22 protein-coding genes and 3 pseudogenes are annotated in these 16,612 nt (G+C 39.7%); 11 read left to right on the top strand and 14 right to left on the bottom strand.

The features are described 5' to 3' along the window. Positions 1-189: 189 nt before the first annotated feature. Together B5D77_RS02700 and cdd are read left to right on the top strand one after the other, a co-directional pair. Positions 190-391, top strand: a pseudogene (locus tag B5D77_RS02700) (helix-turn-helix domain-containing protein); the annotation flags it as partial. Beyond that, positions 390-797, top strand: a complete 408-nt coding sequence (cdd, locus tag B5D77_RS02695) for a cytidine deaminase (protein ID WP_008200919.1) — start codon at positions 390-392, stop codon at positions 795-797. The pseudogene B5D77_RS02700 and the gene cdd, both read left to right, overlap by 2 nt. A 36-nt stretch (positions 798-833) precedes the next feature. Here the strand turns inward: cdd and B5D77_RS02690 are convergent, their stop codons facing one another. From B5D77_RS02690 to B5D77_RS02675, 5 genes and pseudogenes are all read right to left on the bottom strand, one after another. Next, positions 834-1,667 (bottom strand): AbiJ-NTD4 domain-containing protein, encoded by an 834-nt coding sequence (locus B5D77_RS02690; RefSeq protein WP_106908230.1) that lies wholly within the window; start codon positions 1,665-1,667, stop codon positions 834-836. 421 nt (positions 1,668-2,088) lie between these two features. Further along, positions 2,089-2,508, bottom strand: a complete 420-nt coding sequence (locus tag B5D77_RS02685) for a type II toxin-antitoxin system VapC family toxin (RefSeq protein ID WP_008200920.1) — start codon at positions 2,506-2,508, stop codon at positions 2,089-2,091. Beyond that, the gene (locus tag B5D77_RS27920) at positions 2,505-2,720 is read right to left on the bottom strand and encodes a hypothetical protein (RefSeq protein WP_024970209.1); all 216 of its coding nucleotides are present in this window, start codon (positions 2,718-2,720) and stop codon (positions 2,505-2,507) included. The genes B5D77_RS02685 and B5D77_RS27920 overlap by 4 nt, the downstream gene beginning before the upstream one ends. A gap of 57 nt (positions 2,721-2,777) precedes the next feature. Continuing rightward, positions 2,778-2,861: pseudogene (locus B5D77_RS27915) on the bottom strand (hypothetical protein); the annotation flags it as partial. A 227-nt stretch (positions 2,862-3,088) separates the two neighbouring features. Next, positions 3,089-4,354 (bottom strand): YcjF family protein, encoded by a 1,266-nt coding sequence (locus tag B5D77_RS02675; protein ID WP_106908229.1) that lies wholly within the window; start codon positions 4,352-4,354, stop codon positions 3,089-3,091. Positions 4,355-4,412: 58 nt separating this feature from the next. On the opposite strand from B5D77_RS02675, the gene B5D77_RS02670 reads away from it, so the two are divergent. Both B5D77_RS02670 and B5D77_RS02665 read left to right on the top strand, forming a co-directional pair. Continuing rightward, complete coding sequence (locus tag B5D77_RS02670; RefSeq protein ID WP_106908228.1) at positions 4,413-5,588, top strand: DUF4336 domain-containing protein; 1,176 nt, start codon at positions 4,413-4,415, stop codon at positions 5,586-5,588. A 58-nt stretch (positions 5,589-5,646) separates the two neighbouring features. Next, positions 5,647-5,955 carry a hypothetical protein gene (locus B5D77_RS02665; protein WP_008200926.1) on the top strand — a complete coding sequence of 103 codons (309 nt, stop codon included), beginning with the start codon at positions 5,647-5,649 and terminating at the stop codon, positions 5,953-5,955. Positions 5,956-6,170: 215 nt separating this feature from the next. On the opposite strand, the gene B5D77_RS02660 is transcribed toward B5D77_RS02665, so the two are convergent. The 4 genes from B5D77_RS02660 to B5D77_RS02645 all read right to left on the bottom strand — a co-directional run bounded on the left by B5D77_RS02660 (position 6,171) and on the right by B5D77_RS02645 (position 8,587). Continuing rightward, positions 6,171-7,307: an amino acid ABC transporter permease gene (locus B5D77_RS02660; protein ID WP_008200927.1), complete on the bottom strand. Its 1,137-nt coding sequence runs from the start codon at positions 7,305-7,307 to the stop codon at positions 6,171-6,173. A 279-nt stretch (positions 7,308-7,586) separates the two neighbouring features. Further along, positions 7,587-7,853 (bottom strand): photosystem I reaction center subunit PsaK, encoded by a 267-nt coding sequence (gene psaK / locus B5D77_RS02655; protein WP_002760753.1) that lies wholly within the window; start codon positions 7,851-7,853, stop codon positions 7,587-7,589. A gap of 144 nt (positions 7,854-7,997) precedes the next feature. Beyond that, the gene (rpmB, locus tag B5D77_RS02650; protein WP_004160843.1) at positions 7,998-8,234 is read right to left on the bottom strand and encodes a 50S ribosomal protein L28; all 237 of its coding nucleotides are present in this window, start codon (positions 8,232-8,234) and stop codon (positions 7,998-8,000) included. Positions 8,235-8,473: 239 nt separating this feature from the next. Then, a complete protein-coding gene (locus tag B5D77_RS02645; protein WP_255348754.1) occupies positions 8,474-8,587 on the bottom strand; it encodes a DUF29 family protein in 114 nt (37 codons plus the stop codon). Positions 8,588-8,826: 239 nt separating this feature from the next. Here B5D77_RS02645 and B5D77_RS02640 point away from each other — a divergent pair. The 3 genes and pseudogenes from B5D77_RS02640 to B5D77_RS02630 all read left to right on the top strand — a co-directional run. After that, a pseudogene (locus B5D77_RS02640) lies at positions 8,827-9,024 on the top strand (transposase); the annotation flags it as partial. 30 nt (positions 9,025-9,054) lie between these two features. Continuing rightward, complete coding sequence (locus B5D77_RS02635; protein WP_306342890.1) at positions 9,055-9,327, top strand: BrnA antitoxin family protein; 273 nt, start codon at positions 9,055-9,057, stop codon at positions 9,325-9,327. 296 nt (positions 9,328-9,623) lie between these two features. Next, positions 9,624-9,863 carry a type II toxin-antitoxin system HicB family antitoxin gene (locus B5D77_RS02630; protein ID WP_008200934.1) on the top strand — a complete coding sequence of 80 codons (240 nt, stop codon included), beginning with the start codon at positions 9,624-9,626 and terminating at the stop codon, positions 9,861-9,863. A gap of 587 nt (positions 9,864-10,450) precedes the next feature. On the opposite strand, the gene B5D77_RS02615 is transcribed toward B5D77_RS02630, so the two are convergent. The 5 genes from B5D77_RS02615 to B5D77_RS02595 all read right to left on the bottom strand — a co-directional run bounded on the left by B5D77_RS02615 (position 10,451) and on the right by B5D77_RS02595 (position 13,657). Further along, complete coding sequence (locus tag B5D77_RS02615) at positions 10,451-11,101, bottom strand: IS1634 family transposase (protein WP_159036930.1); 651 nt, start codon at positions 11,099-11,101, stop codon at positions 10,451-10,453. Between the two features lie 436 nt (positions 11,102-11,537). Further along, the gene (locus B5D77_RS02610; protein ID WP_106908226.1) at positions 11,538-11,801 is read right to left on the bottom strand and encodes a hypothetical protein; all 264 of its coding nucleotides are present in this window, start codon (positions 11,799-11,801) and stop codon (positions 11,538-11,540) included. Between the two features lie 91 nt (positions 11,802-11,892). Then, positions 11,893-12,198 (bottom strand): DUF4277 domain-containing protein, encoded by a 306-nt coding sequence (locus tag B5D77_RS02605; protein WP_106908225.1) that lies wholly within the window; start codon positions 12,196-12,198, stop codon positions 11,893-11,895. 311 nt (positions 12,199-12,509) lie between these two features. After that, a complete protein-coding gene (locus tag B5D77_RS02600) occupies positions 12,510-13,409 on the bottom strand; it encodes an amino acid ABC transporter substrate-binding protein (RefSeq protein WP_008204522.1) in 900 nt (299 codons plus the stop codon). A 41-nt stretch (positions 13,410-13,450) separates the two neighbouring features. Next, positions 13,451-13,657 (bottom strand): hypothetical protein, encoded by a 207-nt coding sequence (locus tag B5D77_RS02595; protein WP_008204520.1) that lies wholly within the window; start codon positions 13,655-13,657, stop codon positions 13,451-13,453. Positions 13,658-14,276: 619 nt separating this feature from the next. Between B5D77_RS02595 and B5D77_RS02590 the strand changes: the two genes are divergently transcribed. From B5D77_RS02590 to B5D77_RS02575, 4 genes are all read left to right on the top strand, one after another. Then, positions 14,277-14,903 carry a TenA family protein gene (locus B5D77_RS02590; protein WP_106908224.1) on the top strand — a complete coding sequence of 209 codons (627 nt, stop codon included), beginning with the start codon at positions 14,277-14,279 and terminating at the stop codon, positions 14,901-14,903. A gap of 15 nt (positions 14,904-14,918) precedes the next feature. Continuing rightward, the gene (locus B5D77_RS02585; protein WP_008200952.1) at positions 14,919-15,326 is read left to right on the top strand and encodes a DUF2605 domain-containing protein; all 408 of its coding nucleotides are present in this window, start codon (positions 14,919-14,921) and stop codon (positions 15,324-15,326) included. Positions 15,327-15,425: 99 nt separating this feature from the next. After that, positions 15,426-15,731, top strand: coding sequence for a DUF2973 domain-containing protein (locus tag B5D77_RS02580; RefSeq protein WP_008200955.1), 306 nt, complete (start codon positions 15,426-15,428; stop codon positions 15,729-15,731). 224 nt (positions 15,732-15,955) lie between these two features. Beyond that, positions 15,956-16,609: a YqiA/YcfP family alpha/beta fold hydrolase gene (locus B5D77_RS02575; RefSeq protein WP_106908223.1), complete on the top strand. Its 654-nt coding sequence runs from the start codon at positions 15,956-15,958 to the stop codon at positions 16,607-16,609. Positions 16,610-16,612: the final 3 nt, after the last annotated feature.

The raw sequence follows: 16,612 nt of genomic DNA, 5'->3' as shown, positions 1-16,612 counted from the left end.
AGTTTTTGCGGTGAAAATGAGCAACTAGGCTGAGTTCTAGGTCGGCTAAAACTCTGAGACTATCGTCGGCTGAAAGTTCGATGTAGAAGTCATGGTAAAAGATACTTAAACAAAACTGATCTTAAATCGCCAATTCAAAAATGAAACGCACGACTCCTTAAGAGTTGACAGAGAAAGGCTCATGAGGTATTGTCCGATCAATGCAACAACAAATCCCAAAAACTAAGCCACCAACACCTTAACATAGAACAAAGAAACTTGCTCTACCAACCTAGTCAAGAGGGAAATTTATCTCAACGGCAAATGGCCGTCTTGCTCGGATGTCATCAAAGCACGACCAAAGGGATAATTAAGAAGTAATCAAAGTTGCCTCGGATGCTATCTAGCCGATGACCCTATCTGAACAAGAAAGACAACAACTCTGTGACACTGCTCGGGAAGTGGCGAAACTTTCCTATTCTCCCTATTCCCGTTTTCGCGTGGGGGCAGCGGTCTTGACAAATAAAAAGATTTATGCTGGTACTAATGTGGAGAACGCTAGTTATGGCTTGAGTTTATGCGCGGAAAGGGCAACTTTAGCGCAAATAATCGCGGCGGGCGATCGAGAAGTACGGGCGATCGCTATAGCCTGTATCGATGGGGTGGACAAGGATGATATTAGTCAGTTAACTCCCTGCGGAGCCTGTCGTCAATGGATAGCCGAATTAGCGCCGCAAGCAGAGATTATTATCTGTGGAACCCAGCAAAATTATCGTTTTAATCTCTCGGATTTACTGCCTTTTTCCTTTCGTTTTTAACTGTGGGTAAAGTATAGGGTTTAAGGTACTACAACGCTATCGCCTTGAGGCACTTTTGGCTATGAGGTAATTAATGTATGCTGAACAAACCGAAAGCATAAATACGGCAACATCTTTTGTTGCGGCGCTATGATCAATCAGTGCATGGCGTATTCCCGATTCATCGCTTGTGTATCCATATAACTTGGACAAAGCCTCCTTTAGAACAGGATGAAGATACCCGATTTCTTCAATTTTCTTGATTGATTTCCCAAGTGTAGCTTTTGGATCACCCGTAAAGTCTCTACAGGCAGATTCAACCGCAGATATAGATTCTTTTATTGAATTACGATAATCTGGGTCTTCTCTATCGTAAAGAAATCTAACGGATGTTGTTATATGTGTGGCAGCACCAGCAAACCGATTTTGGTTTGCCGCATTTTCAATAGAATCTATTGTATGTTCATCAATTAAGTCTGCTACCTTTCCATCAACAATTCTATAGCCACAGTTGTCTCGTTCCATAACACTGTTCATAAATTCGGTCATACCCCTAACTATGTTTTCGTCCTTTTCATCAAAAGAATATATCAGGCATTCGATGAAATCGTAAACCTCGTACCACTTAAACTGGAAAAAACGCTCACGGATAAATGCAACAAGTTTAGGCCAAGAAGTTGGGCATTCATCAAGTGGCATCTTAAAATAATTATGCCATAACCGCCTTAAGACAATCGCATGGCTACAATTGTTTGTGTAGTAAAAAGAAACCGGTTCTAAAAATGCTAATGATATAGCAGACCATAACCCATTACGCAATCCCCTATCCATAGAATCTATCTGGACAGGAACCTCCGTCGGTTGAATATTTTTTCGTTGTGAAAATGTCATTGTGTTCTTTTTGGATAATTTTGTCCCCTAACTATTAATTCAATTATAGCAATTCTCATCCTGTTGAAGTACCAAGTCTCTTGTTTGAGAAAACAGGGAACAGAGAAAAAGGAGTGAGAAATCAATAGTTTAAGTGAGGTTATATCATGATACTGGTAAACTCTCTGGGTAGATTAAAAAGACAGGGTGAGCGTATCTCAAACGCTATTGACAATTGGCCAATTTTGTGAGTCGCTTGCTGTGTAGGCATTTCAAGTAATACCAGTCAATCATAAAAGTTACGAACTCGACCCATTTGGTCGATTATTGCTTAACAATTGAGATGGCAAATTATAATCAAATATGCCTGAATTGTCCTCTGGGTAAGCAACCTCAATAAACTTCATTTTGTCAAGGATTGTCAAGATGCACTTACCCTAGATTAGAGAAACCAATTTTCAATCACTAAACCCTGAAAATCTTTAAAATCGTCAACATTATTGGTAACTAAAGTCAAATTGTTGGTAAAAGCAATAGACGCTATTTGAGCATCGACAAAGGCAGGACTCTTACCAACTTTAGATAACCTTGCCCTTTCCCGTGCGTGATATTGGGCTGATTTTAAGTCATAATCGAATAAAGGTAGATTGGCTAAAATAACATTATTTACATAATCTTCTAGGTCTTGGCGTTTTTTGGACAAAGGAAGTCGAAAACAACCAAATAATAGCTCATGGATAACCAGAGTAGCTGTGGCTATTTCCCGTTTAGATAACCTGAGCTTTGTCATGACCTTCTGATTAGGTTGAGGTCGTTTAGCCTCTGACAAAACATTAGTATCTAGTAAATACTTGAGAGTCATAAATGAACATCTCTCCCCGTTGACTTGTCCCGTAAATTATCAAAAGTATCATCATCAAGACTTGCCAAATCTACCCTTTGCCTAAAATCTTGCAAGGCTGACCAAAAATCATTAACCTCTCTAATTTCTACTAATATCTCTTCATTATCGGGAAAATCAACTTCCTCTAATAACTCAATAATTTTGCCTTTTTTAATTCCTTTAACTAACATAATATCAACTCCTTCTAAATGATCTGTATCGTAGAATTCAACATAGAGAGAATCATCAAAAATAGTTTTTGCTTCCTCAATTGAGACTTCGTGCTTTGATAGATTGCGTTCTGCCTTATTTTTATCCCAGTCAAACTGCATAAAGCCATTATACTGCTACTCACTGAAACTGATGGCACATTTTTGATATGTTTTGTCTATTACTTGAACGGGATATATTCAACTGTATTGAACCATAGATCTGGTTGAAAAGCCCAAGTAAATTTCCACTGGGGCTAAAGCTGACGAATATTACTAAAATCTCGCTAACTTGAAGATATGCTACTTGTCTTAGGCTGCTTCATCTCCAACACTTAAGGGGCTAATAACTACATTTTATCTCCTCCCGTAGCGACATTTTTAAATCTTTCTTGGGCAGCAGAAAAAGCCTCTTTCATCACCCTTTGAATCCTCTTAGGATCGGGTTTTTTACCCCCCATTAAATCGCCAAAATAGACACAAGCGCCCTCTCCTAGGGCCCAGGTATAGGCAGCGGACCAAGAAGCGGCGATAACACTGCCAAAACCGGGGATAAATTTCACCAATTCCCGGCCGATGGCCTGGGCTAAAAAGCCGCCAGCGATCGCACTGACGACTCCACCGGCTTGGGATGGAGTTAAGACTTGACCGTATAATTTGCCTAAAACCCCCACCATTGACACTTGTAGGGCGGTTAACACTGGCATAGTCGCTAAGGGTAAGGGAATCGCCGCCAAGGTTCCCGCTATGACAGAAAAGGCCAACATATAGCGTCGGGCCACGTCCCGATAGAGATGGCCTAATTTATTGCTGGTTTCCCGGTCCAAAAGTTGGTGGATGGTGTTAGCCTCGGCTTTTGGCAATAAATCGGCTAAATTGTCCCTAAATGCCTCTAAACCGTAAAAAACGGGGTTATAACCGTCTTCCTCTAGGGTGAAATCTATCAGCACAGAATTGTCGTATAAATCCTTAAAAGTTTCTTTAATTTCTTGATAGGCGCGATTGATATCCTCGAAATCGGGAGGATAAGGGGGATGATCAACGGTATTAGGAGGATAAAGCTGATGAAGACAGGTGACAGCCAGTAAACAGGGGATTTTAGGATATTTTTGCCGCAATTGTCTGGTAATTTCCAGAAGGCTATCGGTGGCAAAATCATTAATTTTTACCGTCACGATAAAAACTTGGGCGCGTCCCGTGTTTTCGCTTAAATCTGCCAATAATTCCGCGATTACTGTGTCTGTGTGTTGATAGGCATCCCCTAACCCCACCGTATCGGTAAAAATCAACAGGGGTAAGTCTTCCGCTGGGTAGGAGTAGCGCTGGGTGTTTTGGGTGTGGGGACGGAAACCTTGCCCGACTATTTCCGCCGAAACTCCCGTTATTCCCCTAATAATCGCACTTTTTCCCGCTTGCGGTTTGCCGATTAACAGCGCTTCGGTGGTGGGTAATTCTTGACGGACTTTTTCTAAAATTTCCGCCACTTGAGTGTCACTAACACTAAACCATTGCAGGACAGTATTAGTCAACTGGTCGATGGGGAGTCTTTTCATCACTTCCCCCGTGAGACTATTCCAAGTATTGACCAAAGAATCAATGGGCAGTTTATCAGTCATGGGGATTAGAAGGGTTTATGATAACTAAAATAGAAATTTTCAGCGATAGAATCAGACGATGACAAAAGCCGCAATTAGTCCGCAAGATTTATCATGGCCTTTTTGGCCAATTGTACCACTTTATCCCTATGGTCAAAGACGGACAATTCGCCAAGAAGTGGTGAAAGATACGCTCTGGACATTTGAGCAATTGCAGGGTATTTTCTATGTGGTTGTGCCGATTCGCATGACGGTAATTAAGTTAGCATCCGGGGGTTTATTTGTTTATGCACCAGTGGCCCCGACTCCGGAATGTATTCGCTTAATGCGTGAGTTGGAAAATGAACACGGGGAAGTTAAATATATTATTTTGCCGACGATTTCTGGGATTGAACATAAGGTTTTTGTCGGTCCTTTTGCCCGTTATTTTCCTAAGGCTATAGTTTATGTTGCTCCTAATCAATGGAGTTTTCCTCTTAATTTACCTTTGAGTTGGTTGGGTTTACCAGCAAAACGAACGGAAATTTTACCCTCTGACTCGGCAACCACTCCTTTAGCAAAAGATTTTAGTTATGAAATCTTACCCGCAATCGATCTGAATGTGGGATACTTCTCGGAGGTGGCTTTTTTTCATCACTACTCTCAAACTTTGCTGCTGACCGATGGCATTATTTCTATCCCAGAAAATCCTCCCGCTATTTTAGAATTAGACCCCTATCCGCTGCTGTTTCACGCTAAAAATAGTGCTAAGGATCTGGTGGAGGATACTCCAGAAAATCGCCGTCGGGGTTGGCAGAGAATTTGTCTTTTTGCTCTTTATTTTCAACCTCCTGTTTTAGCTGTTCCCAATTGGATTAAGGTGTTTCGAGATGCTTTTAATGCTAAGGAAAGGAGTAAAAAAGCCTATTTTGGTTTATTCCCTTTTCAATGGGGTGATGATTGGCAAAGGACTTTTTTAAATTTGCGTCAAGAGGGGAGGTTAATAGTCGCGCCAATTTTGCAAACTTTGATTCTTAATCGCAATACTGACGAGGTGAGTCAATGGGTTGAGAGAATTTGCCAATGGCCGATTAAACAGGTTATTCCTTGTCATTTTGCTAGTCCAATTCAAGCTGATAGTCAAGAGTTTCAGCAGGCTTTTTCTTTCTTGTCAAAAGATTCTTATTTACCTAAAGATGACTTAGAATGTTTAGAAAATATTGATAGTTTTTTAGTGCGCTGGCGATTGACTCCTCCCCCCGATAAAAAATTGTAATTTATGGCTAAGAACTGCTATAATATATGCAGTTGTTCGTTGATTGCTAATTAAGGTTATGCAAATTCCCGAAAATCACAGTAATGATGACATCAGAGAAGCGTTGATTCAATTAAGTGATGAAGTTAGTGATTTGCAAGAAAAATTCAGCCAATCACAAGACGCATTCAGTAAGTGGCGAGATGAAATAGGACAAAAAATTGATCGCATAGATTATAAATTTGATGCCTATCAAAAAGGTACAGATGGTATGGTGAGAATGGCTACTACTATCATCATTGCCACCGCTTCTGTGGTGGTTTTATCTAGTCTTAGTCCTGCGGTGACAGCAATTATCACCGCTTTATATTCTGCTAATGCTCATTAGACCTCTTGTAAAAATCAAAATTCGTATTGTTGTTAGGGTTAGGAGTCAGTAGCCAGTAATCAGTAGTCAGGAGAATTAAGAATGAATAATAATCAATTAAATGGTCTATTTACAGATTTTAGGCAATAATCCTTATTTTTTTCGTTTTTGAACCATCAAAAATTAATTATGCAAGAGGTTTATTAATTAATTTATCACTAAATTCCGGTGCGTTACTACCTTTCCTGAATTTTTACCCGTTGGTTTAATTGATTCATAGCCAGAGAAATCACCAGATTAAAGAATAAATAGGTGGCCATAACTACTATTAACATCTCTACAGCTTTTCCTGTCTGATTAGCGATGGTACTAGAGATAGCATAAATATCATTATAACCAATAGCGATCGCTAAACTAGAGTTTTTAACAAGGTTTAAACATTCATTAGTTAAAGGAGGAATAATCACTGGCAAAGCTTGGGGAAAAATCACTAATCTCATCACTAATAAAGGTTTTAATCCCAAGGCTTTAGCTGCTTCCCATTGTCCCAGATTAACCGATTGAATCCCCCCCCGTACCGTTTCCGCAATAAAGGCAGCTGTATAAACAGTTAAACCGATTAAGAGGGTGGCAAACTCGGAAGAAAGATGTAAACCAAAGTCAATATTTTGATTAAGAGGATTAACTTGGGGACTTTGCCATTGTAAACCCCAGATTAGAGGAATTATAGCTAGGATTAGTAGGCTAGTTATACATAAACCAAGTTTATTTTTTAGGTATGAAAATACTGAGATAATTATTCCTAAAATAATGACAGCAAAGGTTAACCATGTCCTGAAACTATTAGCGGGAAAAGGTAAATAGACTCCTGAGTTATTTAAAAACACCCTGCCAAAAAACTCTAGAGAGTCCTCAATCTTCGGCAGTTTCAGAAATACGGCAAAATACCAGAAAAATAATTGTAATAATAGAGGAGTATTGCGAATAGTTTCCACATAAATTGTTGCTAACTGACGAATTAACCAATTATCCGACAAGCGACCTAACCCGATGACTATTCCCAGACTAATCGCCAAAAATATGCCAGTAATCATAATGCGGAGGGAATTAAGCAATCCCACCAAAAGAGCGCGAAAATAGGTATCGGTGGGACTGTAGGCAATAGGAGAGTCACCAATAGCAAAAGAGGCTGGTCGGTCGGGATCAAAGAGAAAGCCAAAGCCAAAACTTAAGCGTAGGCGTTGGAAATTAATCACTAAATTGCGACCAAAAAACCAGAAAATTAGACAGACAATTAGCAGGATAATTACCTGTAGAAAAATCTTCTGAAATCGCTCATCGTACCAAAAAGAATTTTTTTGAGGTAAAGTCATAATGGGTGCATCTCAATTTGGTCGAAATATCTATATTACATTTGGGCGCACGCAGTTCGATAAACTCACTGACCACGATGCGCCCCTACCATTGGCGCGATAATATTATTGTAGGGGCGAATGGCATTCGCCCTCTTTTAATAACTTCTGCTGCTCACCAATATGTGAGAGAAAGTCACAAAGATAAGATGCACCTAGTCATATTTATTGTATAGTCCAGAATTTTTCACAAAAGAAATCGGTGACTTTTGGCCACCGATTGAGAAAATCAAAACATATTTAGATAACTCCCAGACGGGAAAGACCGAGGATGACACCAGCGCCGAGGACATGACCAAAACTGGTAGTACCCAGTAAAGCGCCTAATCCCATACCACCGAATAAAGCGGGGGAAGGTAAAGCAGGACCGACATTTTGTTGTTGAATAGTCGCTTTACCGAAAGCAATAGCGAGAATATTGCAGATAATCATGACAATCGCCACTTTGGGACTCCATTCGCTGGAACCTTGTACGGCGGTGGCGGCCATTAATAGGGTTGAATACATTGAAATTCTCCTGAACAGGTCGTTTTAAGTTTTTAATCTTAAAGGTAGTTTTCACCCCACATCACGCCCTGTTGCAATACTTAATAATCAAAAGCACAGGAGTCAACGATACGGCCGATTTGTCTCCACTTATGAACTACTAGATTAGTACAAATTCAAGTTTAAGCCTACTTCTCTAGCGAAGACGGCTAATCCTTTCTTTTCAATGGTTTTGATAGCTTTGGTGGAGAGGCGTAGTTTTACCCAACGGTTGCCTTCCGACCACCAAACTCTTTTCCATTGCAGGTTAGCTTCTTGTAATTTTTTGGTGCGACGGTGGGAGTGGGACACTGCATAGGCGTTATTGGCCTTTTTCCCCGTCATAGTACAGACTCTAGACATAATTTGCTCCTGTGCGATCGATGTTTGTCAATAGTCAACCTTTCTAGTTTAACTCAAATCTCGCCAGATTATGCTTTGACGATCAATTGTACCATAAAAAAATTATGCAAAAGGGATTTTTTTGATAATTATGACTCTTTCAGACAGCCTTGCTACCTCACTCCCAAAAATCAGTCGTTAAAATCCTCTGCCAATCCCTCCCATAGGGCCATTCCTCCAGAAAAGACAGCGCCTTATATTCACCGTTTTTGCGAAATGCCTAACGCCTCTACCTCCTCAATCAAATGCTCCCAATCCAAACTAGCAAAATCTCTTGCTTTCAGTTGTTTAACCGTTTGCTCCACCCAAAGCAAAATATCCTCTTAGTAAAGTGATGTAACCATTTGTCTTTGCCAAAATTAATCACGTCTTTTTAGTATAGTTTAGTCCACCCAACAGTAAATCCTCTGCCTAAAAATCAGGCAAAAATTTTATCAATGATCGCACCTTAACTAATGAGAAGATAAGGGATAAGTCGGTTGATTAGGGTTTTTATGGTAATTCTTGAAGCTATGAGGTACAATGGGGAGCAAATAGACAAATAATAGAACTCGAAGGAAACTGTCTGATCATGGATAACGCCAAGATTCATCTCGAAGAAATGGCCAGAGAAATAATCGAACAAGAACAAGCTAGACTCATCTATTTACCTCCTTATTCTCCCGAATTCTCTCCTATTGAAAACTTTTGTTCAAAAGTCACAGCGATGTTAAGAAAACTGAAGGCGAGAACTTACAAAAAAGAAATCAAAGCATTCGTCTCATATCAGCCAGAAAAGCCAATGAACGGGAGAGAAAACCCTATGAGCAACCCTGAATTTTCCCTTGATATGCCTCTTAAAGAGCGACAAGAGAAATTTATGCAAATGTCCGATGAGGATATTGATTATTCAGATATTCCTCCCCTAGATGATGAATTTTTCAAGAATGCTAAACTGGTTAAACCAAATCCACAAACAGAGCAAATTAGTATCAGGTTGGATTCAGAAATCCTTGAGTGGTTTAAGAATCATGCTCAAGAAAAGAGCTATCACGTCCTGATTAATGATCTATGAAGACCCTGCGTCAAACATCAATCGCAATAGCCGATTATCTACCGAGTAAAGAACCTCAAAGGAATGATTTCTTTCATCATCAACCGGTTTCTTCTTTCTTGATTGTTTGTGGTAGTCCTAAAGGCTGAACTTGATAATAATCATAATTATAGGCGCTCACACTTTTCAATTATCAACAATAAAACAGCGATCGCCTTTTTCCAAAAATATCAACCGCAATCGCTTTGGGAAAAGATATTTTATACTAAGCCAGTTATTGCTTAGAATGAAGCATATAACTAAATGGAGTAACAGTAATGTTAGTTTGCTACGCTTTAAGTGATTATATCCAAGAAGCTCTGACTATTTCCCAAATTGAACAGTTAGAAGATGCTAGTTATGTTGGTACAATTCCTAACTGTCAAGGGATCATTGCTTTTGGAAATACTTTTGCAGAGTGTCAGGTTGAGTTACGTTCTACCCTGGAGGATTGGGTTTTATTGGGATTAAAGTTAGGTCATACTTTGCCTGTCATTGCAGGAATTGATTATCAATAGGGAGCATCTCATTTATGCAAGTGAGTAATTATACTTGTCCCTAAAACTGGTTTCTAGCAAGGCTTTTAAAATAGCTTGACATAAAACCTGATTTAGAGGTTACAAAGGTGAGATGCTCCCCCATCAATACATGAAAAAAGTGTTCTTTTTGAATCGATTGGCGGGGGGATTGGCTTTTGGCAAAGCCTCCAGAAATTGAGCAAGCGGGAGTTAACGATCTCGATGGTTTGGAGGTGTGGGGTGGCCTAGCAGATGCGACTCCTGATGATGCTGATGTGTACTCTTTGCTGGGAGGTCCCCTCATTAACGGTACGAGAACGTCATTATGGTACTACAACGGTAGTGTAACCCACATTCCGCACTTTATGATTAAGTCGCAATAATGCCACCAAGAAAAACTGATTGAACGACAAAATTTGTTGAGATTGTAGAATTTTTACATCTGACTTCACCAAAAATAATTTGACAGAAGCAAGAGTCGCTCAAGTTAGACATGGTTAAACTAAAGTGTCCTAACTTATTAGACACTTTTCGGGGAAAAAGTTTTTTCTGGAATTGGCTTAAACTGAATTTGTCCAATTTGATTCTCAACTTACTCGGTAGTAATTTTGGCAATAAATCGAAAAATATTGAAGAATATCAAGAATCTCGTCAGTTAAATTACTGATGTGGCTTTGAGCATTAATCTTCACTAAGTGAATTCCCTGTAAAACCTGAAATATCCATCTCAAAGTTGGTTTATCTGTGGCTTTACCAAGTTGATTTTTGACTTTTCCTCCTTTCCTTTCCTTTCCTTTCCTTTCTAGTTCCCCTCTTAACATTCTTTGTCCCAGACTATATACTAATAAGCATATTCCCATTAAAAAAACCATTGTTTCTATCCTTTTTGGGTTTTTCACAAAGACACTATCTGCTAGAAATAAGGGGTCTTTAATGAATCTAAATCCTCGTTCACAAGATTGTTGTGCTTTATATTCATCAAGCATTTCTTCCGCCGATAGGTTTTCCTTGTCGAGAACATTAGTGGCGATAATAAATCTTCCTGCTCTTTCTGTTTCGGCTTTAATAATTTCAGCTTTTTTTTCAATTACTCCTTGACAGCTATAGACTTTCTCCTTCTTGTTATTGAGGATTTCTTGATATTCTAATTCTCCTAACTCATGATATTTTAAAGTTTTATTAAATTTCTTCACTTCGAGTTTCAATTCAGTCAGGTTAGGCTTGTTCTCTGCTGCCAATTCTTTAATTGTTTTTCAATTTTTTCCTTCTCCTTCCTTAACTTGTCAGACAATTTTTCCAAGTTTGAATCTTTTCTAGCTGCACTCTCTACGATAAGCCATATTGGGAGCATCTCACCTTTGTAACCCCTAAATCAGGTTTTTATGTCAAGCTATTTTGAAAGCCTTGCTAGAAACCAGTTTTATAGATAAGTATAATTACTCACTTGCATAAATGAGATGCTCCCGCCATATGCCATATTTGCCTAATTCCGTGATAATTTACTGGCTTTTCTTAGTATTTATAGCCCTTTTTTTGACTTAAATGAAACTCAGCTTCCTTAGCTTTTTCTACAATTTTTTTCGCCTTTTTTAAGCTAAAAAGTACTCTGGTTAACCATTTTATTTCTCCTAAAATCTGAAGATTTTTGGCGGTGTATAAGGCACTATCTGCTACCTATATTGTCTCCAGATTCAGGTTTTTTTGATAAGCTTTTATGATTAACGGAAAAATATTTTTGTCCGACTCGTTCCCTGAACCTGTTCTCATTAGCAAAGGAACATCCCCATCACTACTTACCATCAGCTCTAGCATAAACTGTTTTAAGTCAGGTCTTTCATCTTGCGAATATCCATAAGTAATTTCGATAACATTTTCTGAGTTTTCTTGCTGATTTTCTTCCTCTTCTTCTTTGAGCTTGTATTCTCCATGAACGGACACCGAAGCTCGAATCTAGATGACTGTATTTAGTATTTATTTCGTACTTATTGGTCGTATTTATCGCTAAACTTGTCCAAGTTTTTTCTAGACCCTATTTATGTAGATAATCCATAACTCTGCCGATTTTATCGTCATTTATCTCTTCGGATTTTATTCCTTTTCCTAATAAGTGTTCTATCGGTTTATCTTCAAAAAACTTGGGAAACAAATATAAAGGTTTACTAACAAATTCCAAACCATTTAGGATGATGGCTTTCACGATTGTGCCAGCACTAATTTTCTCTCTCTTGTCTATTCCTAATGCTTCATTGACTAAATCTTCGATTCCTAATTCATCAATAATTCCCGCAACTATCCCTAAGTGATCTAAGTTTTTTACCTTGATTTCCTGGTTCATTTTTTTTCTCTAGGTATGAGCGGTTCACTTTAATTATTATCTCATCTTTTTCGTCTCAGGTGTTTGAATATTTATACTTAGCTATCTCAAGAGCTTTCCGAGTATTTATACTTAGTGGTTTGCTCAACTTTCTCTGTCCTTCCCTTTGTGTTTTTCAACCTGCGGAATATGGGTTTGAAACAGGATTTATTAGGGTCAACAAGAGTTTTAGGGAGACAAATTAATCAAGACTTTTGCCCCTTGACCCCCCCAACCCCCCGACATCGGGGGGCTCTTGTACTTTTCAATTGATACCTGAAAAGGTCTTGATTTTAGGGAAATATAGTTAAAGGAATCCATTCATAGGTGTTGACAATGCCTTGAAAATAATCATTAATAGTTTCTCTGGAATAGGGAACAACCCCGTCTTCACCAAACCAACGTTCATAAATTGTCACCGCTTGTTGTTGGTCGCTAACGATCCCTTCCATGAATTTTAATAAGGTGTAATTCACCGTATCGCGCCATTTAGAATCATTCTCAGGTAAAGTACAGGCATAGGATTCGTACGCGTAGGGATAGGAGGGAACTATGGCTAAATTATTGGGATTTTTAGCGCTTTTCCTTAAGCCTTCCAGGGTAATACCATCACTGGCAAAACCGTCAATTTCTCCCGCTTCTAGTTTTTGTAAACCCTCACCACGGTTTTTAACTTTGACCAAAATAGCGGCGGGTTGTTGGGTTTTAATCACCGCTTCATTAGTAGTATTGGCAATTACTCCAATTCGTCTGCCTGCCAAGCTACCGATGTCATCGAGATTACTACCTTTGCGGGTTAACAATTGAGTGCCACTGGCAAAATAACTAACGGAAAAATCCACCTCATTTTCTCTTTTCCAAGTAAAAGTAGTGGAGCCACACTCTATATCTATCACCCCTGTTTTTAACTTTTCAAAACGATTTTCGGGAGTAACCTCAACAATTTTTAATTTAATCGGTTTTCCTAACTTCCGTTCGGTTTCTTTGCGAATTAACTCTAACATATCAAGGCTGTAACCCACCCACTTGCCTTGGGAGTTGACAAAACCAAAGGGAATAGCATCTTTACGAGCGCCGGCAGTAATTACCCCAGTTTTTTGAATGCGATCGAAGATTGCTCCGGCAAGGCTAGAATGGTTACTGGTGACGGTTAAAGCTACTGTCATCGTCATGACGGCAAGTATAAGCTTCATTTTTTTCCCTAATCTGAAAGTGGCTCAAGTCTGGGACTGTTTCAGAAGACTGAGAGTTTCCCAAAGGAAGATTTTTCAGTGGCGATTGCTGGGGACAAAAAAAGAGGAGAGATGTTACTCTCTCCCCCTTTTAGTTTTTTGGACAACATTTTAAATTGTTTTTTCAGTTGTCGCTGTCGGGCCGAACCACCCTTGCCTTTGTCGTTACGTCCCTGACGGCGGGGGGACTCCCATCGCTTAAGTCGCATAGTCTTTAATTCCAATTTAGTCAGTTATATTTACTGTAACAGGTTTAACGTCAGTTTGGGTTAAGGAATTGAAACTGTGACAACTCAAGCTCTCTGTCACCCTGTGAGATGCCGAACTCTAGTTAACCAACCTTAAACACTCACCCCTTCCCAATAGACCTCGACCTAATATTATCTCAAGACCAAAAGTCTTTCTAGTTAAGGAATCTACCCGAATAAAAATTATTTTAATTGCCTCATATTTTTTCAGTGAAATTGAATTAGCAACGATAGATATACATTTCAGCTATCGAACTACTTAATTAGTATATAGGCTAAAAGCAAGCTGTGACTGGGTTATAATTTTTGAAGATGTCTAATTCATAATTCAGGCTCTTCGTTACTTGTTATGGTTCGATAGGGGGGCATAAATCGACTAAATCCTTATCTGGCAAAAGATTTAACTGATTAGCTCGCTCTAGATCAAAAACAATTGACAAAAATCGTCCAATGTCTTTCTCTATAAGGGTTCCATCTCTTATAACCCCCGTCCATTACATAACACAAACCGAAGAACCATAATTCATAATTCATAATTCATAATTCATAATTCCCACGTCCACCTAATTAGTATTTTCCTATGCTTAGTCAGCAACTTTGGCACAGCCATCAAGATCTAGTGCAAGCTTGTCTAGAACACCCTTTTGTGCGAGGTATCGCCACAGGAAAGCTTAAACGGGACTGTTTCGCTTTTTATGTCGGTCAAGATGCTTTTTTTCTGGAATCTTTCGCCCGTGCTTACAGTATCGCCGCCGCTAAAGCTCCCGATTGGCAGGGATTTACTAGCTTTCATCGGTTAGCGGCAGGGGTATTAACGGAATTAAAATTACACGAAAATTACGCTTTACAGTGGGGGGTTGACCTGAGAAAGGTTCAGCCCGCTAATGCCACCCGTCGCTATCGGGATTTTCTTCTCGCTACCGCTTGGATGGGTGACATCGGTGCGATTGCCGTGGTGATGAGTCCCTGTATGGGTCTTTATGCTTATCTGGGTCAACAATTAGCCTTAGAACCGATTTCTGAGAATCCCTATCAATCTTGGATTGATAGTTATAGTGGGGATGAATTCGCAGCTTTAGCAAGCCAGTTAGAGGAATTAGTGGATAAATACGCCCTGATGACGGAAAATATCTCTTTATCCTATCGTTATGCCCTTAGTTGTGAACTGGATTTCTTTAGTGCCGCCTACAGCCGGGGCAAATCTTAAAGTTTTCCCGTCATAATGTTAAGAAATATAAATAACGCTAAGATTAAGGTAAGCAAAATCGTCATTATAAAAATAATGTTTCCTTCGCAACCCACCGAAAACGAACTCCTGAAAACTATCTTGGAACCTCTACTAGAGGATTTCACCCATTGGTTTTCCCGTTCCCGTCTCCTCCTCGAATCCGAGAGATTATCCTTTCTCAGCATTGAGGAACAAGACGATTTATTAGCAAGAGTCAAAAACGCCCAACAGGAGGTGGCCACGGCTTATTTACTCTTTAAAACCACAGGTGGTCAGGTGGGTATCGAGGCCAAGATGTTGTTGCCTTGGCATCAGCTGGTGGCAGAGTGTTGGGGTGTCAGTGGTCGTCGTCGTCGATTACAGGGTTGGGGAGAATATCAATCTCCTCAAACTGACGCTTAACCTGAAACTTTTTGGTAAGCTAGAGAGTTGAGCGAATTTTTAGCATAAAGTTTTGGCAATTTAGGAATATTCACACATAATTCATGGGAGACTCGGCCAATGTTACATCTGCTCTATATCCTCGCCTTCACAGTTATCGCTTTTTTGACCATTAATAATTTAATTCGGAGTCTGATTACTGTCAGCATGGATTCCCAGAAACGTCCTGCTAAATCGGCTAATTCCTATAATCCCTACGGTTATCCCATGACTTCCCATCCGGAACTTTTGGACGAGACTGGACAACCGATTAATGAACCCCTGTTAGTGATTCGTTCTCTCACTGTTGAAGATGCTCGTCAGCAGTTAGATGCCATTTATAATTCTTCTCCTGGTGCTACCAAAGAGCAAGATGAAGAAATCTAATTGGGGTTGGCTGAATAAATCTAAAAATCTTGTTGGTTAAGACTTTGAGACCTTTTTGAAATCCAAAAGTGCTAGGCAAGAGAGTGATCAGGGGGAAAATTCAGGTGCTTTTTCCCCGAAAATTAGGTAATTGACCTCCTCAAAATCGGTAAAACCCTACACCCCACACCCCACACCCTGCCCCCACCAGCAAACTTTTTCAGCAGACCCTAATTGGTTCTAGAATGGCAGTCCTTGAAAACAGATATATTTATCTACACGGTTTTGCTTCTAGCCCCCAATCAACAAAAGCGCAATTTTTGAGACATTGTTGGCAAAAGAGGGGTTTAGCAATGGAAATTCCCGATCTTAACGGTGATGACTTTTCTAGCTTAACTCTCACTCGTCAGATTGTCCAAATCGGCCGAGTGATTGAACAATCTCAGGTTCCTGTTACACTGATTGGTTCCAGTTTTGGCGGTTTAACGGCAGCTTGGCTGGCAGAAACCTATTCTCAGGTGCAAAGGCTCGTTTTATTAGCTCCCGCTTTTAATTTCGGGCCGATTTGGTTAGGACAATTGGAAGCGGAAACCCTAGCCAATTGGCAAAAATCTGGGAGTTTATCGGTTTATCACTACGGTTATCGCCGTTATCTGCCAATTGATTACAAGTTGATCGAGGACTTAGCCAATTATCCCCAAGAAAAGTTGATCAGGCAGCTGCCTACCCTGATTATTCATGGCAGTGCCGATGAGGTGATTCCCCCAGAAAATAGTCGCTATTATGCTTTTTCTCGTCCTTGGGTACAGTTAATCGAATTAGATAGCGATCATGCCCTTACCGATGTTTTGACGAGGATATGGGCTGAAATGCAATTATTCCTAGACATCGGTCTTTAGGCG

It is taken from the genome of Microcystis sp. MC19 (genome assembly GCF_003019735.1).
Classification (GTDB): Bacteria; Cyanobacteriota; Cyanobacteriia; order Cyanobacteriales; family Microcystaceae; genus Microcystis.
Note: the sequence above shows the minus strand (reverse complement) of the source record. Positions and strands in the feature narration are given on the sequence as shown.

Bases quoted from the DNA above. Each gene is read 5' to 3' on its own strand.
- B5D77_RS02590 (WP_106908224.1), top strand. From the start codon at position 14,277: ATGCTTAGTCAGCAACTTTGGCACAGCCATCAAGATCTAGTGCAAGCT.
- rpmB (WP_004160843.1), bottom strand. From the start codon at position 8,234: ATGTCTAGAGTCTGTACTATGACGGGGAAAAAGGCCAATAACGCCTAT.
- B5D77_RS02670 (WP_106908228.1), top strand. From the start codon at position 4,413: ATGACAAAAGCCGCAATTAGTCCGCAAGATTTATCATGGCCTTTTTGG.
- B5D77_RS02630 (WP_008200934.1), top strand. From the start codon at position 9,624: ATGTTAGTTTGCTACGCTTTAAGTGATTATATCCAAGAAGCTCTGACT.
- B5D77_RS02605 (WP_106908225.1), bottom strand. From the start codon at position 12,198: ATGAACCAGGAAATCAAGGTAAAAAACTTAGATCACTTAGGGATAGTT.
- B5D77_RS02580 (WP_008200955.1), top strand. From the start codon at position 15,426: ATGTTACATCTGCTCTATATCCTCGCCTTCACAGTTATCGCTTTTTTG.
- B5D77_RS02595 (WP_008204520.1), bottom strand. From the start codon at position 13,657: ATGCGACTTAAGCGATGGGAGTCCCCCCGCCGTCAGGGACGTAACGAC.
- B5D77_RS02685 (WP_008200920.1), bottom strand. From the start codon at position 2,508: ATGACTCTCAAGTATTTACTAGATACTAATGTTTTGTCAGAGGCTAAA.
- cdd (WP_008200919.1), top strand. From the start codon at position 390: ATGACCCTATCTGAACAAGAAAGACAACAACTCTGTGACACTGCTCGG.
- B5D77_RS02665 (WP_008200926.1), top strand. From the start codon at position 5,647: ATGCAAATTCCCGAAAATCACAGTAATGATGACATCAGAGAAGCGTTG.
- B5D77_RS27920 (WP_024970209.1), bottom strand. From the start codon at position 2,720: ATGTTAGTTAAAGGAATTAAAAAAGGCAAAATTATTGAGTTATTAGAG.
- B5D77_RS02690 (WP_106908230.1), bottom strand. From the start codon at position 1,667: ATGACATTTTCACAACGAAAAAATATTCAACCGACGGAGGTTCCTGTC.
- B5D77_RS02635 (WP_306342890.1), top strand. From the start codon at position 9,055: ATGAACGGGAGAGAAAACCCTATGAGCAACCCTGAATTTTCCCTTGAT.
- B5D77_RS02675 (WP_106908229.1), bottom strand. From the start codon at position 4,354: ATGACTGATAAACTGCCCATTGATTCTTTGGTCAATACTTGGAATAGT.
- psaK (WP_002760753.1), bottom strand. From the start codon at position 7,853: ATGTATTCAACCCTATTAATGGCCGCCACCGCCGTACAAGGTTCCAGC.
- B5D77_RS02585 (WP_008200952.1), top strand. From the start codon at position 14,919: ATGTTAAGAAATATAAATAACGCTAAGATTAAGGTAAGCAAAATCGTC.
- B5D77_RS02660 (WP_008200927.1), bottom strand. From the start codon at position 7,307: ATGACTTTACCTCAAAAAAATTCTTTTTGGTACGATGAGCGATTTCAG.
- B5D77_RS02575 (WP_106908223.1), top strand. From the start codon at position 15,956: ATGGCAGTCCTTGAAAACAGATATATTTATCTACACGGTTTTGCTTCT.
- B5D77_RS02600 (WP_008204522.1), bottom strand. From the start codon at position 13,409: ATGAAGCTTATACTTGCCGTCATGACGATGACAGTAGCTTTAACCGTC.